Origin of the sequence: Micromonospora sp. NPDC126480 (assembly GCF_040302465.1) — a bacterium.
Lineage (GTDB): Bacteria > Actinomycetota > Actinomycetes > Mycobacteriales > Micromonosporaceae > Micromonospora.
Map to the genome: position 1 here is coordinate 17,068 of NZ_JBEORU010000042.1, position 18,645 is coordinate 35,712.

The following is an 18,645-nucleotide window of genomic DNA, read 5'->3' on the forward strand; positions in this document are numbered from 1 at the left end:
ACCCCTTCGCAACTTCGCAAAATGCGGCGGAAAATTCCCAGAACTTGGCTTTTTGCGTCCCTCGACCCGCCATCGTCGCCGTGTGACCGTTGGCGACACACCGGACCGGCATCGAGGTACGCCGCCGCGCGGCAGCCGATCGCCGGCGGGCATCGACATCCGAGGGGACGACATCATGCAGAACGCCGTCGAGCAGTTGCGTACCGAGTGGGAGACCAGTCCGCGCTGGCAGGGGGTACGGCGCAGCTACCGCGCGGAGGACGTGGTGCGCCTGCGCGGGGCGATCCAGGAGGAACACACACTCGCCCGGCACGGGGCCGAGCGGCTGTGGCGGCTGCTGCACAGCGAGGACTACATCCACGCGCTCGGCGCACTCACCGGCAACCAGGCCGTGCAGATGGTTCGGGCCGGCCTCAAGGCGATCTACCTCTCCGGCTGGCAGGTGGCCGCGGACGCCAACCTCGCCGGGCACACCTACCCCGACCAGAGCCTCTACCCGGCCAACTCGGTGCCCGCGGTGGTGCGCCGGATCAACAACGCCCTGCTGCGCGCCGCCCAGATCACCACCGCCGAGGGCGACACCACCGGGACCGACTGGCTCGCGCCGATCGTCGCCGACGCCGAGGCCGGCTTCGGCGGCCCGCTCAACGCGTACGAGCTGATGACCGCGATGATCGTCGCCGGAGCGGCGGGCGTGCACTGGGAGGACCAGCTCGCCGCCGAGAAGAAGTGCGGTCACCTCGGCGGGAAGGTGCTCGTCCCCACCGGCCAGCACATCCGTACCCTCGAGGCGGCGCGGCTCGCCGCCGACGTCGCCGGCGTGCCGTCGGTGGTCATCGCCCGCACCGACGCGCAGGCCGCCACGCTGCTCACCACCGACGTCGACGAGCGGGACCGGCCGTTCGTCACCGGCGAGCGGACCGCCGAGGGCTTCTACCGCGTACGCAACGGGGTCGAGCCGTGCATCGCCCGGGGGCTGGCCTACGCCCCGCACTCGGACCTGCTCTGGATGGAGACCAGCACGCCGGACCTGGAGGTCGCCCGCCGCTTCGCCGAGGCGATCAAGGCCGAGTACCCGGACCAGTTGCTCGCCTACAACTGCTCGCCGTCGTTCAACTGGCGCAAGCACCTCGACGACGCGACCATCGCGAAGTTCCAGCGGGAGCTCGGCCACATGGGTTACAAGTTCCAGTTCATCACCCTCGCCGGCTTCCACGCCCTCAACTACTCGATGTTCGACCTGGCCCGCGGCTACGCCGCCGACGGCATGTCCGCGTACGTGGCGCTGCAGGAGCGGGAGTTCGCCGCCGAACCGGTCGGCTACACCGCGGTCAAGCACCAGCGCGAGGTGGGCACCGGCTACTTCGACCTGATCAGCACCGTGCTCAACCCGGCCGCCGAGACCACCGCCCTGCGCGGCTCCACCGAGGAGGAGCAGTTCGCATGAGGTACGAGGTCATCGGCCCGATGGCCGAACGGTTCGACGAGGTCCTCACCGCCGAGGCGCTGGACTTCCTCGTCGCGCTGGACAGCGAGTTCGCCGCCCGGCGGGTGGCCCTGCTCGACACCCGCCGGGCCCGCCGGGACCGGTACGCCACCGGTCAGCTGCCCGACTTCCTTCCGGAGACCGCGGGGATCCGCGACGACCCGACCTGGCGGGTGGCGCCGCCGGCACCGGGTCTGGTCGACCGGCGGGTCGAGATCACCGGACCGACCGACCGGAAGATGACCGTCAACGCCCTCAACTCCGGGGCGAAGGTGTGGCTCGCCGACTTCGAGGACGCGTCGGCCCCCACCTGGCACAACGTCATCAGCGGCCAGCTCAACCTGATCGACGCGCTGGACCGGCGGATCGACTTCACCGACCCGCGCGGCAAGCGGTACGCCCTCGGCGAGGAACTGGCCACGATCGTGGTCCGTCCGCGCGGCTGGCACCTCGTCGAGAAGGGGATCGCGGTGGACGGGCGGCCCATCTCGGCCAGCCTGGTCGACTTCGGGCTGTACCTGTTCCACTGCGCCCGACGGCAGCTCGACGCCGGCGCCGGGCCGTACTTCTACCTGCCCAAGCTGGAGGGCCACCGCGAAGCGCGGCTGTGGAACGACATCTTCGTCTTCGCCCAGCAGTACCTCGGCCTGCCCCAGGGCACCATCCGGGCAACCACCCTGATCGAGACGATCACCGCCGCGTTCGAGATGGAAGAGATCCTCTACGAGCTGCGCGAGCACTCGGCGGGGCTGAACGCGGGCCGGTGGGACTACATCTTCAGCATCATCAAGAACTTCGGGCAGTGGCCGGACTTCGTCCTGCCGGACCGGTCCGAGGTCACCATGACGGTGCCGTTCATGCGTGCCTACACCGAACTGCTGGTCAGCACCTGTCACCGGCGTGGCGCGCACGCGATCGGTGGGATGGCCGCGTTCATCCCCAGCCGCGACCCGGAGGCCAACGAGGTGGCCCTCGGCCGGGTGCGCGCGGACAAGCGGCGGGAGGCCGGCGACGGGTTCGACGGCTCCTGGGTCGCCCACCCCGGCTTGGTCGACACGTGCCGGGAGGAGTTCGACGCGGTGCTGGCCGAGCGCCCGAACCAGCTCGACCGGCTCCGCGACGACGTCAGCGTCACCGCCGCCGACCTGCTCGCCGTCGACAAGACCCCGGGCCAGGTCACCGCCGCCGGGCTGCGCTCCAACATCGCCGTCGCCCTGCGCTACATCGACGCCTGGCTCGGCGGCACCGGCGCGGTGGCGCTGTGGAACCTGATGGAGGACGCGGCGACCGCCGAGATCGCCCGCTGTCAGGTGTGGCAGTGGCTGCACCACGGCACGCCGCTGGCCGGCGGCGGCTGCGTGACCGAGGAGCTGGTCCGGTCGGTCCTCGCGGAGGAGCTTGCCGCGCTCACCGCGGGGCGCGACGGCAGCGACCGGGACCGCGCCGAGCAGGCCGCGCGGATCGTCGAGAACACCGCGTTCGGCGAGGACCTGCCGGCGTTCTTCACCACCGGCGCGTACGCCCGGCACCTCGGTCCGGAACGCCTGCCCGGCGGGTCGACCGGCTGACCGCGGCCGGTGCCGCACCAGGAGCCGGGAAGGGGTCCGTGGCCCTTCCCGGCTCCAGCCGTTGCCGCACCCTCGAGCCGGGCGGAGGACGTTCCGGGCGAATAAGACACCATGCGTCGGGCGCCGATACGGTGGTGCTCCGGAAGGTCCGGCAAGGGAGGCGTCGAACAGACCGTGGGTGGCTATGGCGTGCAGGTCGCGCTGGTGTTCGTGTTGGTGTTGGTGAACGCGGTCTTCGCCGGCAGCGAGATGGCCCTGGTCTCGCTGCGGGAGAGCCAGGTGCAGCGGCTGGAGCGGACGTCGCGGGCGGGCCGGGTGCTGGCGAGGCTGGCGCGGGACCCGAACCGGTTCCTGGCCACCATTCAGATCGGTATCACCCTGGCCGGCTTCCTCGCGTCGGCTGCTGCGGCAGTGTCTCTGGCTGAGCCGCTCGTGGGTCCGCTGGGCTTCCTCGGCGCAGCGGCGGAGCCCGTGTCGATCGTGCTCGTGACGATCCTGCTGACCTTCGTCACGCTGGTGTTGGGCGAACTGGCGCCGAAACGGATCGCGATGCAGCGCGCCGAGGGATGGGCGCTGCTGGTCGCCCGGCCGCTGGACGCGCTGTCGACGTTCTCCCGACCGGCGGTGTGGCTGCTGAGCGCGGCCAGCGACGCGGTCGTCCGGCTGACCGGCGGGGACCCCCGCGCCCGCCGGGAGGAGGTCACGACCGAGGAGTTGCGGGACATGGTGGCCGCGCAACGAACCCTGACGCCGGAACATCGAATGATCATTTCCGGGGCGTTCGAGGTCGCCGAGCGGGTGCTACGGGAGATCCTGGTGCCCCGCCGGGACGTGGTCACCCTCAGCGAGTCGCTGTCCGCGGCGCAGGCCCTGCGGGAGTTGGGCAGGTCCGGGCAGACCCGCGCCCCCATCGTGGGCCGCGGCGGTCTGGACGACACGGTCGGTGTGGTGCACATGCGGGACCTGCTCGATCAGGTCGGCCCGGTCGCCGAACACGCCAGCCCGCCGCTGTACCTGCCGGAGACGTTGAAGGTGACCGAGGCGATCCGGGAGATGCGGTCACAGCGACAGCAGTTCGCCCTGGTCGTGGACGAGCGCGGCGCGATCGACGGCATCGTCACCATGGAGGACCTGGTCGAGGAGATCGTCGGGGAGATCTACGACGAGACCGACCGCGACGTGCAGGCCGCCGTACGGGAGCCGGACGGCGCGCTGCTACTGCCCGGCGGGTTCCCGCTGCACGACCTGACCGACGTCGGCATCGACCTCGACGAGGCCGTCCTCGAGGCCGGCGACTACACCACCGTGGCCGGACTGCTCCTTTCCCACCTCGGCCACATCCCTCAGGCACCGGGCGAGCGGGTCGAACTGCCGGGCCTGACCGCCGAGGTAGCGGAGGTGACCGGGCGGGCCATCACCCGTGTGCGTCTGCGCACCACCCCGAGGCCCGGCCACGAGAACGACACCGAATGACGCGCGGACGAGCGGATCACACCGTGTCGCCATCGGCCTCGATTGACGACCGGTGCACGGTTGCGTGGCAGGTGCGTGAAGAAATACGGGTGGCACCGCAGGGAAGGTTTCGGCGGTGCCGGAGCGGGGGCACAGTGGCTCGGCAGACAACTCTGGAGGGACGGCTCTCGTGGAAGTCACCGGCTTCTTCACCGCGATCATCATCGGCCTGATCATCGGCGCGCTCGGCCGGCTGGTCGTACCAGGCAAGCAGAACATCCCGATCTGGCTCACCCTGCTCATCGGCGTGGTCGCCGCGCTCCTCGGCACGCTCGTCGCCGGCGCCTTCGGCGTTGACGAAACCCCGGGCATCGACTGGATCGAACTGGCCATCCAGATCGTGTTCGCCGCCGTCGGCGTCGCGATCGCCGCTGGAACGTACGGTCGCCGCCGCGTCCACTGACCACCCACCACCCGCGCCGGCCCACCCCGCCCCCGGGGTGGGCCGGCGCGTCGCCACTACCGATCGACGGTCGGCTCCGACTTGACGTAGGTGGGGTGCAGATGGACGGGCTCGGCCGTACGGCGTTGCTGGCGGGCCCGTACCCGCAGATTGAGGAACTCGACGAAGATCGAGAAGGCGATGGGCCCGTACACGTAGCCCTTGGGGATGTGCTGGTCGAAACCCTCGGCGATCAGGCTGGCGCCGATGAGCAGCAGGAACGACAGAGCGAGCATCTTGACCGTCGGGTGCTCATTGACGAAGCGGCTGACCGCGCCGGCGGACACCAGCATGATGACCATCGCCACAACGACCGCGGCGACCATGATGAACAGTTGGTCGACCATGCCGACGGCGGTGATGACCGAGTCGAGGGAGAACACCACGTCGAGCACGAGGATCTGGGCGATGACCGCGGCGAACGACGCGGCCTTGCCGGTCCTGCCGTGTTCCGCGCCTTCGAGGTGTTCGTGGATCTCGTAGGTGGCCTTGCCGAGCAGGAACAGCCCGCCGAGTAACAGGATCAGATCACGCCCGGATATCTCCTGCCCGGCAACCTCGAACAACGGTGCGGTCAGCCCGATCACCCAGGACAGCGAGGCGAGTAACAGCAGCCGGGTCACCAATGCGAGCGACAGCCCGATCGTACGGGCCCGGGCCTGCTGATGCGCGGGTAGCCGGCCGGCGAGGATCGAGATGAACACGACGTTGTCGATGCCGAGGACGACCTCGAGCAGCAGCAGAGTCGCGAACGCGATCCACAGCTCAGGGCTGGTCAACAGTTCCATGTCGCTCCCGGTGGGGGGTTGAGGGGTCTAGCCGGCGCTGGTCCATGAACGTACAGCCGACGCGGGTGATCCGCTGAGGGGCGCCGGAGGCGGCGACTCCGATCTGTCCGTCACCCTGCGCAGGACCCCGTCAACCGGGTACGGGTACAGACATGTGTGCTGCTTACCGACAACGTCCAGGTGGCCCCTCGTGACCCCCGGCACCTGGCCACTCGTACCCAGCGTGATCGCGCTGCTCGCCGCGCTGGTGGTGATCCTGTTCGCCGGCAAAGCGTTGGCCCGTACGGCGGACGAACTGGCGGACCGGACCGGCATGGGCGAGGCGGTGGCCGGTGCGCTCCTGCTCGGCGCGGTGACCTCGCTGCCCGGCATCGCCACCACAGTCCTCGGCTCGCTGCGGGAGGACGCCGAGTTCGCCCTCGCCAACCCGATCGGTGGCATCGCTGTGCAGACGGTGTGGCTGGCCATCGCCGATCTGCTCTACCGGCGGTCGAACATCGAGCACGCGGCGGCATCCCTGGAGAACGTCATGCAGGCACTCGTCCTGGTGGCGCTGCTGTGCCTGCCCGTGGTGGCGTACGCGACGCCCGAACTCACCGTTCTCTGGGTGCACCCCGCGAGCCTGCTGATCCCCGTCATCTACCTGTACGGTCTGGTGCTGCTCCGCCGACTACGCCGCGAACCGATGTGGTTCGCCCGGCGCACCACCGACACCCGTCAGGACGTACCGGCCGCCACGACGTCCAGGCTGAGCATCCGACGGCTGTGGTTGCGACTGGCCGCGCTGGCCGCCGTGGTGGCCGCCACCGGCTACCTGATCGGCCAGGGCGGGCTCGGCGTGGTGGCCGCCTCCGGTCTGCCCAGCGGCCTCGTGGGCTTCACGCTCACCACGGCGATCACCTCACTGCCGGAGCTGATCACCCTCATTGCGGCAGTCCGCATCGGGGCACTGACCCTCGGCATCGGCAACATCCTCGGGGGCAACGCCTTCGACTCCCTGATGATCTTCGTCGCCGACGCCGCCTACCGACCCGGGTCGATCTACTCCGACGCGAACCTGTCGGGGCTCCTGTTCACCGGAATGACCACCCTGATGACCGCCACGCTTGCGGCCGGGCTGATCCTCCGGGAGCGTCGGGGAGTCGGCTTCGAGGGGGCCGCCATCCCGCTCATCTACCTGGCCACCGTCGTCCTGCTACTGATCCGACCCGGCTGATGAGCTTCCCCCGGTTTCCCGGACACCTGAGCTGAGGCGACACTGGTCGCCGAGGGAGGAGTTCGGATGCCCGCACCACACCCGCCGGAGTTTCGTCAGCGCGCCGTCGAGTTGGCCCGGCTGCGAGACAAGCCGATCCGCGAGATCGCCAAGGATCTCGGGATCTCCGAGTCGTGCCTGCGCAACTGGCTGGCCCAGGCCGACACCGACGACGGCACGCGCGAGGGCCTGACCAGCGACGAGCGCAAAGAGCTCGCGGCGCTGCGCAAGGAGAAGCGGCGCCTGGAGGTGGAAAACGAGATCCTGCGCCGGGCCGCTGCCTACTTCGCGCGGGAGAACGTCCTCCCAAAATGATCTACCCGGTCGTCGCCGATCTCGCCGCCGGTGGGATCGCGGTGGCGGTGGCGTGCCGGGTCCTCGGGGTGTCGACCTCGGGCTACTACGACTGGCGCGGTCGGCCGGCGTCGCCCCGAGCGGTGGCAGATCAGGCGCTCGGTGAGCTGATCCGCGACATCCATCAGATGTCGCGGGGCACCTACGGATCGCCGCGGGTGCACGCCGAGCTGCGACTCGCGGCAGGGGTGCGGTGCGGCCGCAAACGCGTCGAGCGGCTCATGCGCACCCACGGGCTGCAGGGCGTGTATCGGCGCCGCCGCAAAGGCTGCACGGTGCGGGACCCGCACGCGTCGCCGTCGGCGGATCTGGTCAACCGGCGGTTCGTCGCCGACCGGCCGGACGCGCTGTGGGTCACCGACATCACCCAGCACCGCACCCAGGGCGGCTGGGTGTACTGCGCGGTCGTGCTGGACGTGTTCGCCCGCCGGGTCGTGGGCTGGTCGATCGCCGACCACCTGCGCTCGGAACTGGTCATCGACGCCTTGGACATGGCCCGCTGGCGACGCCGCCCTATTGAGGGGCAGACCGTGGTCCACTCCGATCACGGCAGTCAAAACACCAGCTGGGCCTTCGGACAACGGCTGCGCACTGCCGGACTGCTCGGCTCGATGGGCTCCATCGGCGATTGCTACGACAACTCGCTGGTCGAGTCGTTCTTCGGCTCCATGCAGCTCGAACTGCTCGACCGTCAGCCCTGGGCTACCCGCTAGGAACTGGCCAACGCCATGTTCGAGTGGATCGAGGCCTGGTACAACCCACGCCGACGCCACTCGAGCCTTGGCAACCTGTCACCGATCGACTACGAACGACATCACACCCCGGCCGCAGCCGCGGCCTGACCATCAAACGGAAGCCGTCCGGCAAACCGGGGGAAGCTGACATCCATCAATCTACATACGTAGCAAGTTCCGCGACAGCAACCGTGACAGCAACCGTGACAGCAACCGGAGCGAACAACCACGACCACCAGCGCACAACGGAGTTGCATCAATGCGCACGGTAGTGGCGACACTCTGTTATCGAACACCTGCCACCATCTGCGAACAACCAGGCATCTAAGGCAGGGGTCAATCATGCGACTATTTGCGTTCCAACCCCCTCAGCCGTTCGAGAGAGTCGCGCACTCGGTCGACCAATTGCTCATCTGTGATGTCACCAGGGCCGCGAAGCGCGGGGTCAATAACATAATCGTCCAGCAGGTAGAAAACGTCGTAGAGGATGCGTTCGAAGTTCTCCCGAACTCGCTCGTTACCGTCCAACACCCGGCGCCGGGCAGACAGCCACGCTCTCGCAAACTCTGGGCCTGACATCTGCCCGTTGGCCAGATCGTTCATGAGTCGAAGCTGCCACGCCACACCCGTACCCGGCGTCACCTCGGACGGAGCTGACCAGGCACGATCCTGTGGCTTCTGCATGTTCATCAATGCCTCCCGGCTACCAGAGGTAGCCCTTGTTGACAATGCCAGAGAACTGGTTGTCACCAAGTCTATATGCGGTCCAGAACTTTCCGGTTCCTGCATTCAACATGACCATGTTGTTGGTTGAAGGATCAATAAACCCTACCGCCTGGCCTTGCCCTCGATAATTGAACCTGTAGATCTTCGTGCCGGGCGCAGTCATGTGCGAGCGCATCGCACCCTCAAACGCAGCAAGATTAGCCTTGTTCCTATTTCCAGTAATACCGAAGTCCGCAGCGTGCGCATCGTACTTTTTACTGAGGGTTTTGTTGTCAGCAAAGTCAGCCTTGTTGGCCCAACCAGCAGCCGCAGTTCCGCACCCATTCGTGTTGTGAACGAGGACCGGTGTGTTGCCGGCGAGCACATAGTACGTGTGGATGTCGGCGACGGTGAGGTTGTAGGCCATGCCTCGGCGGGTGCTGCTCCAGTCAAGCCCGCCTACAGCCACCGTTGCTCCGTCGGCGGCCAGCAGCAGGTCACCGGTGTCGAGGGCTTGGCCGTCTTGCCATTGCTGGTCGGTCTCATTCCAGAACGGATGGTCCTCGGTCGTAGTTACGTCACCACCGTCGACCTGGAGGTCTACCAGTTGATCCGCGTGCACCCAGAGGTGGGTTACTTTGCGAGCTCCCTCCTCCCCGGTTTCGGGGTCGGTGGCCATCACAAGGTCACCAACCTCGATATCCTTGATCGGTTTGGTGCTGCCGTCTGCCATCAGAACCTCGGTATGTCCGCCGAAGCTCTTCAGGCCGCACGCCACCTTGTCGGCGTACCTGGGTCCTTTCAACACTTTGAGTAGGGGTAGAAGGCCAGCCGTCTCGAGCGCGGCGCCGCGGGCATCACCATTCTTGATGGAGTCGTTGATCAACCACGCGCTCGACCCGGCCCCAAGAATCGGAACGTTGCTCCAGATCTCGTGCAAGGACTTGGTCCTCGCGTACACGTAGGCCCGCTCGGCAGAACACTCGTTGAAGTACGCGCACAGGTAGCTTGCTAGTGCTCGAGCCACGTCCTCATCCGAGCGGGAAGTGATGTGGCATCCGCCTGGCATCGCTCCATAGCCGCAGTAGTAGGCGGTGACGTAGAAGGCGAAGGGCTCGGGCGTTGCGGCCTGGGTGCTCGACCCGTTCCCGTCGCCACCACCACCACCGCCACCGCCGCCACCGCCACCGCTGCTTCCGCCACCTCCGCTGACGGTCCAGCCGCCGCCCGAGTTCGGGGTCGCGGTGACGTGGCACTGACTATCGCCGCAAGGCTTTAGCCCCGTGGGATCCGAGAATGTCGCCGGGTTGTTGTTGGCGTAGGCGTAGCCGTGCCATTGCTGGGGATCGGTGAGATCCATAATGGGGTCGACGCTGATGAACCGGCCGATGCTGGGGTCGTATTCTCGGGCGCCGACGTTGGTCAGACCGCTGGCGTCTCTGGGTTTGTCGAGGAAGCCGTGGTCGCCGGGCCAGGTGGGGTTGGTGCCGCGTGGGTTGCCGAATGGGTCGCTATAGCGGCGGGTGAGGGTGTTGGTGGTGTTGGCGATGGACAGGCTTGCGGTGTTGTGGTGGTCGCCGACGAGGGTGGAGACGCCGCCAAGTCCGGTGCCGGTGCGGACGGCCACGGTTTGTCCTGCGAAGGTGTAGTAGCGGGTAGCGGTTTTGGTTCCGCTGGCGACGGTGAGGTGGAGTTCCTGTCCGCCGGGGAGGTAGACGGTGGTGACGCCGTTTTCGCGGCGGATGAGTCGCTGGCCGTCGGGGGTGTAGACGTAGGTACTGGTTTTGCCGTTGGCGGTGGCGCTGTAAACCCGTCCTTCTTCGTCCCAGCTGATGGTGTGTGAGCTGGTGCCGGTGGGGCAGGTGTTGCTGGCGGTTCCTGCGGGCCGGCAGGTGGTGTTGCCGGAGGCGTCGTAGCTGTACTGGTAGGTCTTGTTTCCGCCGGGACCGGTTTCGCTGATCTGGGTGACGGCGTGGGGGCGAACGTTGCCGGGGGCGGGGTAGTTGTAGTCGCGGACGGTGTTGCCGGTGGTGGCGTGTCGGGTTTCGATGTCGCGGTTGCCGACGGCGTCGTAGGTGAGTGTGGTCCAGTAGGGGGCGGGGCCGCCGAGCCCGGTGGTGGTGGGGCTGGTGGAGCAGGTCGCGTTGGCCGGTGTCCAGGCCTCGGTGAGGCGGCGCAGCCCGTCGTAGGTGAAGCACTGGGCGTCGACCGCGACGCCGGCGGGCCGGTTGATGATGGAGGTGATGTTGCCGGTCTTGTCGTGGTCGTAGGTGGCGTCGAGGGCGTAGCCGGAGACGTTCTGGCGGAGCAGTTTCTGGTTCTTGAGCCGGTTGGTGCCGGTCTCGTAGTCGTAGGTGACGTGCTGGAAGTAGGTGCTTCCCAGGTCGAGCAGTAGCGGCTGCCCGTATGCCGACCAGGTGGCGCCGGCGGCGTATACGCCCCAGCCCAGTCCACCTGCCATCCAATCCGGCATGGAGACGGCGTCGTAGTAGGTGGTGACGGTTTCGGTTCCGAGGTTGCCTGCCGCTGGAAGCTCGAGGGTTTCGAGTTGTCCGTCGATGGTGTAGGTGTACTTCGTCGTGTAGGTCCCGGCGATGGCTGCCTCGCCCGTGGGCACGTTGGTTGAGGGGAGGGTGACGGACTGGCCGAGGGGTCGGTAGCCGTTGTCGTAGCCGGTGATGGCGGTGGTGTACTGGGCGCCGCTGTTCTCGTATCGGGTGGATGAGGCGAGTTGCCCCTTGACGACGGTGTCGTATGCCCATGTGGCGCGCAGCCGGTTGCCTGAGGTGAGCAGCCGCCACAGTTCGGTCTTTCGGCCGAGGTTGTCGTAGAAGTAGCCCAGCCGCATGCTGCGGCCTACCTCGGTGGTGCCGGTGAGCTGTCCGGCGTCGTCGTAGGTGGAGGTTGTTTCGCCGCGGTCCGGGTCGGTGGCCGAGGTCTGCTGGCCGCGCAGGTTGTATCCGTAGGTCCAGCGGTTGCCGGCGGGGTCGGTGACGGAGGCGAGCCGGCCGGCGTGGTCGTAGCCGTAGCTGGTGTCCTGGTGGGTGCCGGTGGGAGCGTCGCCGAGATACTGCCATAGCTGGGTGGTGCGGCCGCGGGCGTCGCTGATGGTGGTGGTGGCGGTGCCTCCGGTCGGCGGGTCGACCGTGACCCGGTCACCGCCGTAACTGGTGATGGTGCGCCACTGTTCGACGCCCTGCTTGAGGAAGATCTCGGTCGTGGCCCGGCCAGCGCCGTCATAGAGATATTCGGTACGGCCCGGAACGGTGGTCGACGGAATGAACAGGCTGGTTCCGGGTGCGCCGAGGTCGTGGTACTCGTGGTTGGTCGCGGCCACGAGGCCGCGGGCGTCGTAGCGGGTGTCGGTGATGACCCGTCCGCCGTTGTCGCCGGCGGCGGTGGACTGCGTCTGCCGCGGGCGTAGCAGCCCGTCGAACAGTTGGATGCTGGTCGTCTGCGACCCGTTGTGGATGAGCTTCTTGGTGGTGACCGTGTTCGGGCCGTCGGTGCGCACAAGGTAGCTGTGTTCCAGATGGGGCGTCTGGCTGGTTGTCCGGCCGGGAAGCCAGACCTTGAGCAGCCGGCCCAGTGGGTCGTAGGTCGCCTGGGTGACCTTGTTGTTCGGGTCGGTGACCTTCTTCGGTGTGCCGAAGGCCGGGTCGAGGTCGGTGGTGGTGGTGTGCGCGGTCAGGGGTCCGGATCCGTCGGGGTCCGGTGAGGTGACGGTCGTGCGGGTCAGCGGTCCGCCGTCGGCTGGGGTGTAGGTCGTGCTTGTGGTACGCCCGAGTGCGTCGGCGGCGGTCTTGACCCGGCCCTGGGTGTCGTAACTGGTGGTGGACGTGGTGACGTAGACCGGGGTGGTTCCGGAGTAGGACTTGACCTCCTCGGTCCGCGTCACGAGGCCCTTGGTCGGCGCCGCGCCGAAGGTGGCCGACCCGTCGTAGAAGCTGCGCTTGTCCGAGACAACGTCACCTGGACGCGACGCCGTGTCGGCGCACGTGGCCGAGACGGTTTCGGTGCGGGAGACGGTGCTGACGATGTGCAGGCCGGTGTTGCGGGCGTACTCGTAGCGGGTGCACACGTCGTCGTCGCTGGTGGCGGTGTCGCCCTGGTCGTCGACCTGGGTGGCCATGCCGTAGGTGTTGTCGAAGCTGGTGACGGTCTTGGTTCGCCGCACCCCGCCGGGCAGGGCCGGGGCGGTGGTGCGGGTGTCCACGGTGCGGGTGCCCAGCAGGAGCGCTTTGGTGCCGTCGGCGCCGGTCGCGGTCGCTGGTGACAGCCACGGGGTGTTGATGGTGGCGTTCAGTTCGGAGCCGGTGGCGCCGTTGTAGGTGATCTGTTCGCGGAGGAAGCCCGCGTACCGGTCGTGGTCGTCGATGCCGTCGACCTGCACCTGCCGGCTGCCGCTGGGCAAATGGTCGCCGTGCATTCCGCGGAAGTAGCGGTAGCGGGTCTTGGACTGGTTGCCGGGGTTGCCGACGAGCACGTCGACGGTGCCGTAGCCGCGGAACTCGCTCCAGGTGCGGTACTTCGGCTCGATGAGCTCGCTGTCGTCGTAGTGCCAGGCAGGTGCGTCGCCGTACACGTAGTCCGTGACCACCTCCGGGTCACCCGGCGCGATCGGATCGGCGTCGGCGACCACGTTGTCGACCCGGTACCTGTGGAAATACTCCAGCACCGGCTCCGAAGCGCCGTCCGGAGTCCAGTACACGGGCATACAGCGCCGGGTGTTCGACTGAGGCGTGCTCGGCAGGCTTGACGGGGTGCAGTCCGCCGGGTCGTAGTTGATCGTGATTCGGCCGCCGGTGCCGTTGTCGATCCCCGACATGCGGTAACGGATCATGGCTGGGCCGATGTCTCCTGCCGCGTCCACGCGGTTGGCCAACTGCACCCCGTTGAAGGTCACCTTTGGCAGAGTGAGCCAGGCGCCCCGCATACCCCTGTGCTCGATGCTGTCCAACCACATGACCGGGTTGCTCTGCCCGTCCCCTGGGTCGGGGAAGCGGTGGGCCAGCATCCAGGTCTCGATGTTGTCGTAAGCCGAACCGTTCAGCACCTTGGTGGTGACCGACGTCAGTCGCTTGCGGGTGAAGAACGCCGGGGACATCACGTTCGGGCAGGAGGTCGAGGAATCACAGATCAGATCGAACGGCACATCCGGCCAGTTCGCCTTGGTGGCATCCGTCAGGCTGCCGCAGTTGCTGAGGCACCGCTCCGCCACGTTGAACTCGACCCGCATCGGCGCGGTGGTGGACGCCTCCGACCCGAACCGCTCGCCGTACTCGACCGCCGCCAGGTAGCCGCCACGGTGATAGGTCGACGCCGCCTGGTTGAGGTTGCGGCCGTAGTAGTTGCTCTCCCGGCCGTAGATGTAGGTCATCGTGTTGCCGCGGGGGTCGACCACGTAGTCGAGGTTCCATCGCCAGGCCTGCTGGCAGTGCGAAGACGCGAAGCTGCTCTGGTAGCAGGGCTCACCCGGGTGGTTACCGAAGACCGGAACCGTCCATGCCGACGACAGATTCTCCGGGTCCGTGGCGGAACGCTTGTCTCGGCCGAAGAAGTACTGAGTGCCGTCGGTGGTGGTGACCTTCCAGTACTCGGTGTTGTTGTCCGCGTTCCAGGCACCGGATGACCGCTCGATCTTCGAGCCGTCATCCTCTTTGAACCGCCACGCGCCGGCGGCCTCGTCCTTGACCAGCTCCGAGGCCTTCCCGTTGAGCGAGATGGTGGCGTTGTCGCTCTTCCAGCACAGATCACCGGTCTCGTGCCCGGCATTGTTGGCTCCCGCCGGATCGTCGTCGTTGTCGTCAGCGCACGGGATGTACTTGCGCTCCACGTAGCCGGGCCACAGGTCCCAGCCGTCGCCGATCCATGACGTTTGGTTGTTGGTTGAGGCGACCCGCCCATCCACGGAGCCCGATGAGTACGACAAGGACAACTGCGGCACCGGTCCCGTCGACGGCGGCACCCGCAACGGGTACGACCAGGAGAAGTCACCGGTCTGCGTCGACACCTGCCACGTCGCCGACGACGACAGCGGCGTAGCCGACCAGTCACCCGCCGGCCCGGACGTGCCTGCGGACAGCGCGAACAGCGCCCCGGTGGACTCGACCGTCACCACCGACGAGGCCCGCTGTCCGCTCTCTCGGGAACGATTCTGCTCCTGGCTACTGCTGAGGGTGATCGCGGCTTCGACGGTCCGCGCCGCAGCGTCGTTGCGTGACTCGAGCGGGGTGCCGGTGCGGCATTCGGCGCGCTGCGGTGTGGTCGCAGCGCAGTCGGGCAAGCGGACGAGCCGGAGCCGAGATGCCCAGTCACCCCCGTAGGCGTGCGCGAACTGCGAATAGTTCACTCGCAGCTGAACCTGTCCCGAGGTGTCCTGCGGCCGTACCCGCAGCAGCACCCCCTCCACACCAGCGGCCTTTGCGGCGGATCGCTCCAACACGTCCACCCGCGCTCCGGCCGGAGCGCCCGACCCGTCCGCGCGGGATAGTTGCACGGGCAGGCCGCCAGGCTTCGCCGCGCTCGTCCGGCGCGCAGCGCCACCCGCCGGGATCTCAATGGAAGCCGAACCTGCGGTCGGCCACGTGACCGCCGACACCGTGAACGACGGGAGGCTCGGACGCTCGGGCACAGCACGGACCTTCTGCACACGACCGGGGGTGGTTGGCGTGTCGGGGATATCGGGCCAGGCTGCCATCCGCTTCTCCCGCCACCGGGGGTCGGCCTGCGGATCGCCGCTGGCGGCGGCCGGATCACCCCCGGAAGGTGCCACCAAGCCCAATCCGACGGTCAGCGCCACGGCAACGCCACCGATCACGACGCGACGAACCCGACCCGCCACAGCGGCACCGCTCCTGTTCACGTTGCTCCTTCACACCAGGTCGCGGCAGCGACCGTCGACGCTGACTGTCTCGCTTGCAGTGGGTGCTGCCGTCACTGAGGAATGTCCGTGATGTCACGGGAGCCGAAAGCGACACGGCGAATAGTCGCCTCGTCGAGTGCCACCCTGTACACCCGCACGTCATCCAGGTCGCCGGTCCAGCGCAGCTCGGTGTTCGCGCCGAGAGCCGCGTGCCCGATCCGCAGCTTGCCGACCGCGTCCCAGGTCGCCGTGTGCGACCTCACCCCGGCCAGTTCACCGTTGACGTACAGCCGCAGCTCACCAGTCCCGGCGTCGTACACACCAGCCAACGCCGTCCACTGGCCCGGTTGGATCGCGAAGCGCTGCGGGTCCTCTGGGCTGACCTGCGGGTTGAGACGGTGCCACCAGGTGCCGGCGGCGTCGCTGTTCGCCAGCCATAGCCCCCAGCACCGAGTCCCGAGCTCTGGCGGGCAGCCCCAGTCGATGATGCCGAGTCGGAATCCACTGGCGTACGTGCCGTCCTGGCTGACCGCCACGTCCGATCCGCTGGTGTCACCGGGCTTGACCAGGGCGGTGACCGTATAGCTACCTGTGGTCTGCACAACCGGACCGGCCGTCGTCGCCTGGGTCGTGGACCCGTCCAGGCGCAGCGCCTTGTCGGTCGGATAGTCACCGCTGAGCCAGGGCCCATCCACCCAGTTGATCGTGCCGCTGAGAGTGAGTGGACTCGTACCCGCTGAGTCAGTGCCGTTGCTGTCCAACCACCACCACGCCGCCTTCGGCGCCGTGTGGACCCAGAATTGGTACACCTTTGGGTTCGCGATCACCCAGCCGGCCATGTCTACCGTCCACACCCGCAGGGTGTGCAGGCCTGGTGACGATGGCGCGTACGAGACCAGGCTCGCCGAGTCACCGTTGGCGGCAGCGGAGACCTCGTGGGTGTGGGTGAGGCTGTCAAAGGAGTACCTGTACCGGTTCACGTCCGTCACACCGTTGGGCTTGAACGCGAACTTGCCCACCTGACCGATCCCCCCGGCCCAGGCGTTCTCGGTGTACTTCGCCTGGATGCCGGTACCCACCTCCTGCGGCACCACCACAGCCGCCGCCGCGGGCGGAGTCACATCAACCTTGAACTGGATGTAATCCGACCAGGTTTTCGACATCAACCCTGCGGAGTCCTTGCCCCACACCCGCACCGTGTACAGCACGTTCTCCGACAGCGCCGGCGGCGATGTCTGCGGCGACACCTTCGAACCCGAGCTCACCAGCGCCGACTCGCCCTGCCACAACAATGTCGACCCGCTGTGGTAGATCTGGAACACACCCCGGACCGTCTGCCCGTACGCCCCGTCAGGGTCGGACACCGTCGCGGACAACTGCGGCGTCGTATCCCGCGTGATGAACCCGCTCGGCCCGGACCCGACCGTCTCCGAAGGATCCAGCGACGGAGTCCCAGGGACGTTCGGATACCGATTGAACGTGATCGACAACGTGGCGTCACTGCGGAACTTACGCCAGTAGCTCTGCATGTTGCTCTCGTTAGCCGCCCGCAGCCCAACGGTCAGCGAAACCCAACTGTTGTCAGCCGCGGCCTGAGCGCCAGAGGTGGCATCCCACTCCTCCCACCCGGTGCACTGGCCATTCGGCGCCTGCGAGTCCATGCTGGGAGCCGTTCCACCGTCATCCCAGTGCGCGTGGTGATTGCTCCAGGTCGACAAGGAAGTAATCGAGTTCACCCGATACAGCCGTACCCAGCCCGTCTGGTCACAGCTGTAGGCGTGGGTCTTGTATGCCTGGAATTTGGCGGAGGAAACCTTCGATCCACGGATTGCCGCTGGGATGTTGTACTCCCACACCAAACGCTTACGGCCTGTCCTGACACAGCGAGCGAACACCCGTCGAACACAACCCCACACCGTTGTCACCGGAGAACTTGTGGTAGCTCTCCGCCGGCCACGCCTCAGCGATCATCGTCCAGTCGTTGGGCGTAACACCCTCACCAGCATCGAACGTCGGATCGATGAACACCGGCCACACCGTCTCCGGGCTGGTCAGCATCTCCCGGTCCGGCGTGATCGTCACCGCTTCCCCGTCGAACTCCGCCGGCATCGCGGCCACCTGGTCCTCCGACGCGGGAGCCACACCCCGCTCCACAAGCAGCGGCGCGTCGTCGAACGCGCGGGCGCCGAAGCTGCGTAGCGGAGCGTCAGACGAGTCCACCCCACCGGAGGAGTCCCACATCAGCGGAGTCGGCGAGGCGAAAACCTCAAGCCCAGACCCGTCGACAACACTGAGCCCACCGTCGTGCTCCCGCACCGACAGCCCGCCCTCAGTCCGCAACGGAAAACTCAGCCGCGACAACGCCGGGTTCGCCGCAGCCTCCGGCGTATGCACCACCAGGACCTCGGTGAACCCGGTACCGTCCTCGTCCACCGACACCCGCAGGTCAACATCCGGCAACACCGATTCGTAGACCAGAGTTCGCCCCGACACCGACGGCGCCGGCAGCGATCCCAACGGCGAGGACAACTCCAGCGCCCGGCCCTCGTGCTCGATACGCGCCAACGGCGCGTCCCCGCCAGGACTGAACCGCATTGGCAACACCGGAGCCGTGGGCTCAATCCCGCCAGCGCTGACCCTGAGCATCGGATCCACCGAACGCCACTCGCCGTCCACGTACGCCCGCTCAGCGACGGTTGCGGCCCTCCACGTCAACTCCCCCGTCTCCTCCGCCGTCGTCGTCACCCACGGCGTACGCGCCGACAACACCTCCACCCGCTGCCCGCACTCCACCGCCAACCGCACCGCCTGCGCCTCATCCTCAACGGCGGACACACACCCAACCGGCGACGACGCCCACGCCGGGGGCGACGCCGTCACGGTGACAACCGGCAGCAACGACATGGTCAACACACCGGTGACACCCGCCACGAGCG

13 protein-coding genes are annotated in these 18,645 nt (G+C 67.6%); 8 read left to right on the top strand and 5 right to left on the bottom strand.

Annotation, left to right across the window (positions count from 1 at the left end):
• Window positions 1–175 precede the first annotated feature (175 nt).
• The 4 genes from aceA to ABTW87_RS28025 all read left to right on the top strand — a co-directional run bounded on the left by aceA (window position 176) and on the right by ABTW87_RS28025 (window position 4,969).
• Window positions 176–1,447, top strand: coding sequence for an isocitrate lyase (gene aceA, locus ABTW87_RS28010; protein ID WP_350654215.1), 1,272 nt, complete (start codon window positions 176–178; stop codon window positions 1,445–1,447).
• Window positions 1,444–3,054: a malate synthase A gene (aceB, locus tag ABTW87_RS28015; RefSeq protein WP_350654187.1), complete on the top strand. Its 1,611-nt coding sequence runs from the start codon at window positions 1,444–1,446 to the stop codon at window positions 3,052–3,054. The genes aceA and aceB overlap by 4 nt, the downstream gene beginning before the upstream one ends.
• A 174-nt stretch (window positions 3,055–3,228) precedes the next feature.
• On the top strand, window positions 3,229–4,527 hold the full coding sequence (locus tag ABTW87_RS28020; protein WP_350654189.1) for a hemolysin family protein: 1,299 nt from the start codon (window positions 3,229–3,231) through the stop codon (window positions 4,525–4,527).
• A gap of 169 nt (window positions 4,528–4,696) precedes the next feature.
• Entirely contained in the window at window positions 4,697–4,969 is a 273-nt protein-coding gene (locus ABTW87_RS28025) for a GlsB/YeaQ/YmgE family stress response membrane protein (protein WP_350654191.1), read from the top strand.
• 56 nt (window positions 4,970–5,025) lie between these two features.
• Here the strand turns inward: ABTW87_RS28025 and ABTW87_RS28030 are convergent, their stop codons facing one another.
• Complete coding sequence (locus ABTW87_RS28030; RefSeq protein WP_350654193.1) at window positions 5,026–5,796, bottom strand: TerC family protein; 771 nt, start codon at window positions 5,794–5,796, stop codon at window positions 5,026–5,028.
• A gap of 190 nt (window positions 5,797–5,986) precedes the next feature.
• Here ABTW87_RS28030 and ABTW87_RS28035 point away from each other — a divergent pair, with 190 nt between their 5' ends.
• The 4 genes from ABTW87_RS28035 (at window position 5,987) to ABTW87_RS30310 (ending at window position 8,247) form a co-directional block, all read left to right on the top strand.
• On the top strand, window positions 5,987–7,012 hold the full coding sequence (locus tag ABTW87_RS28035) for a sodium:calcium antiporter (protein ID WP_350654195.1): 1,026 nt from the start codon (window positions 5,987–5,989) through the stop codon (window positions 7,010–7,012).
• Between the two features lie 66 nt (window positions 7,013–7,078).
• The gene (locus tag ABTW87_RS30300; protein ID WP_422733832.1) at window positions 7,079–7,366 is read left to right on the top strand and encodes a transposase; all 288 of its coding nucleotides are present in this window, start codon (window positions 7,079–7,081) and stop codon (window positions 7,364–7,366) included.
• Complete coding sequence (locus tag ABTW87_RS30305; RefSeq protein ID WP_502891659.1) at window positions 7,363–8,118, top strand: IS3 family transposase; 756 nt, start codon at window positions 7,363–7,365, stop codon at window positions 8,116–8,118. Before ABTW87_RS30300 ends, ABTW87_RS30305 begins: the two co-directional genes overlap by 4 nt.
• Window positions 8,119–8,121: 3 nt before the next feature.
• Window positions 8,122–8,247, top strand: coding sequence for a hypothetical protein (locus ABTW87_RS30310; RefSeq protein WP_502891662.1), 126 nt, complete (start codon window positions 8,122–8,124; stop codon window positions 8,245–8,247).
• A gap of 240 nt (window positions 8,248–8,487) precedes the next feature.
• On the opposite strand, the gene ABTW87_RS28045 is transcribed toward ABTW87_RS30310, so the two are convergent.
• The 4 genes from ABTW87_RS28045 to ABTW87_RS28060 all read right to left on the bottom strand — a co-directional run bounded on the left by ABTW87_RS28045 (window position 8,488) and on the right by ABTW87_RS28060 (window position 18,613).
• Window positions 8,488–8,829, bottom strand: coding sequence for a colicin immunity domain-containing protein (locus tag ABTW87_RS28045; RefSeq protein ID WP_350654197.1), 342 nt, complete (start codon window positions 8,827–8,829; stop codon window positions 8,488–8,490).
• Window positions 8,830–8,842: 13 nt separating this feature from the next.
• Window positions 8,843–15,709 (bottom strand): polymorphic toxin-type HINT domain-containing protein, encoded by a 6,867-nt coding sequence (locus ABTW87_RS28050; RefSeq protein ID WP_350654199.1) that lies wholly within the window; start codon window positions 15,707–15,709, stop codon window positions 8,843–8,845.
• A 71-nt stretch (window positions 15,710–15,780) separates the two neighbouring features.
• On the bottom strand, window positions 15,781–17,565 hold the full coding sequence (locus ABTW87_RS28055) for a LamG-like jellyroll fold domain-containing protein (RefSeq protein ID WP_350654201.1): 1,785 nt from the start codon (window positions 17,563–17,565) through the stop codon (window positions 15,781–15,783).
• A 7-nt stretch (window positions 17,566–17,572) separates the two neighbouring features.
• Window positions 17,573–18,613 carry a hypothetical protein gene (locus ABTW87_RS28060; RefSeq protein ID WP_350654203.1) on the bottom strand — a complete coding sequence of 347 codons (1,041 nt, stop codon included), beginning with the start codon at window positions 18,611–18,613 and terminating at the stop codon, window positions 17,573–17,575.
• Between the last annotated feature and the right edge of the window lie 32 nt (window positions 18,614–18,645).

Coding starts and splice junctions, on each gene's coding strand:
- ABTW87_RS28030 (WP_350654193.1), bottom strand. CDS start 5,796: ATGGAACTGTTGACCAGCCCTGAGCTGTGGATCGCGTTCGCGACTCTG.
- aceB (WP_350654187.1), top strand. CDS start 1,444: ATGAGGTACGAGGTCATCGGCCCGATGGCCGAACGGTTCGACGAGGTC.
- ABTW87_RS30305 (WP_502891659.1), top strand. CDS start 7,363: ATGATCTACCCGGTCGTCGCCGATCTCGCCGCCGGTGGGATCGCGGTG.
- aceA (WP_350654215.1), top strand. CDS start 176: ATGCAGAACGCCGTCGAGCAGTTGCGTACCGAGTGGGAGACCAGTCCG.
- ABTW87_RS28060 (WP_350654203.1), bottom strand. CDS start 18,613: ATGTCGTTGCTGCCGGTTGTCACCGTGACGGCGTCGCCCCCGGCGTGG.
- ABTW87_RS30300 (WP_422733832.1), top strand. CDS start 7,079: ATGCCCGCACCACACCCGCCGGAGTTTCGTCAGCGCGCCGTCGAGTTG.
- ABTW87_RS28045 (WP_350654197.1), bottom strand. CDS start 8,829: ATGAACATGCAGAAGCCACAGGATCGTGCCTGGTCAGCTCCGTCCGAG.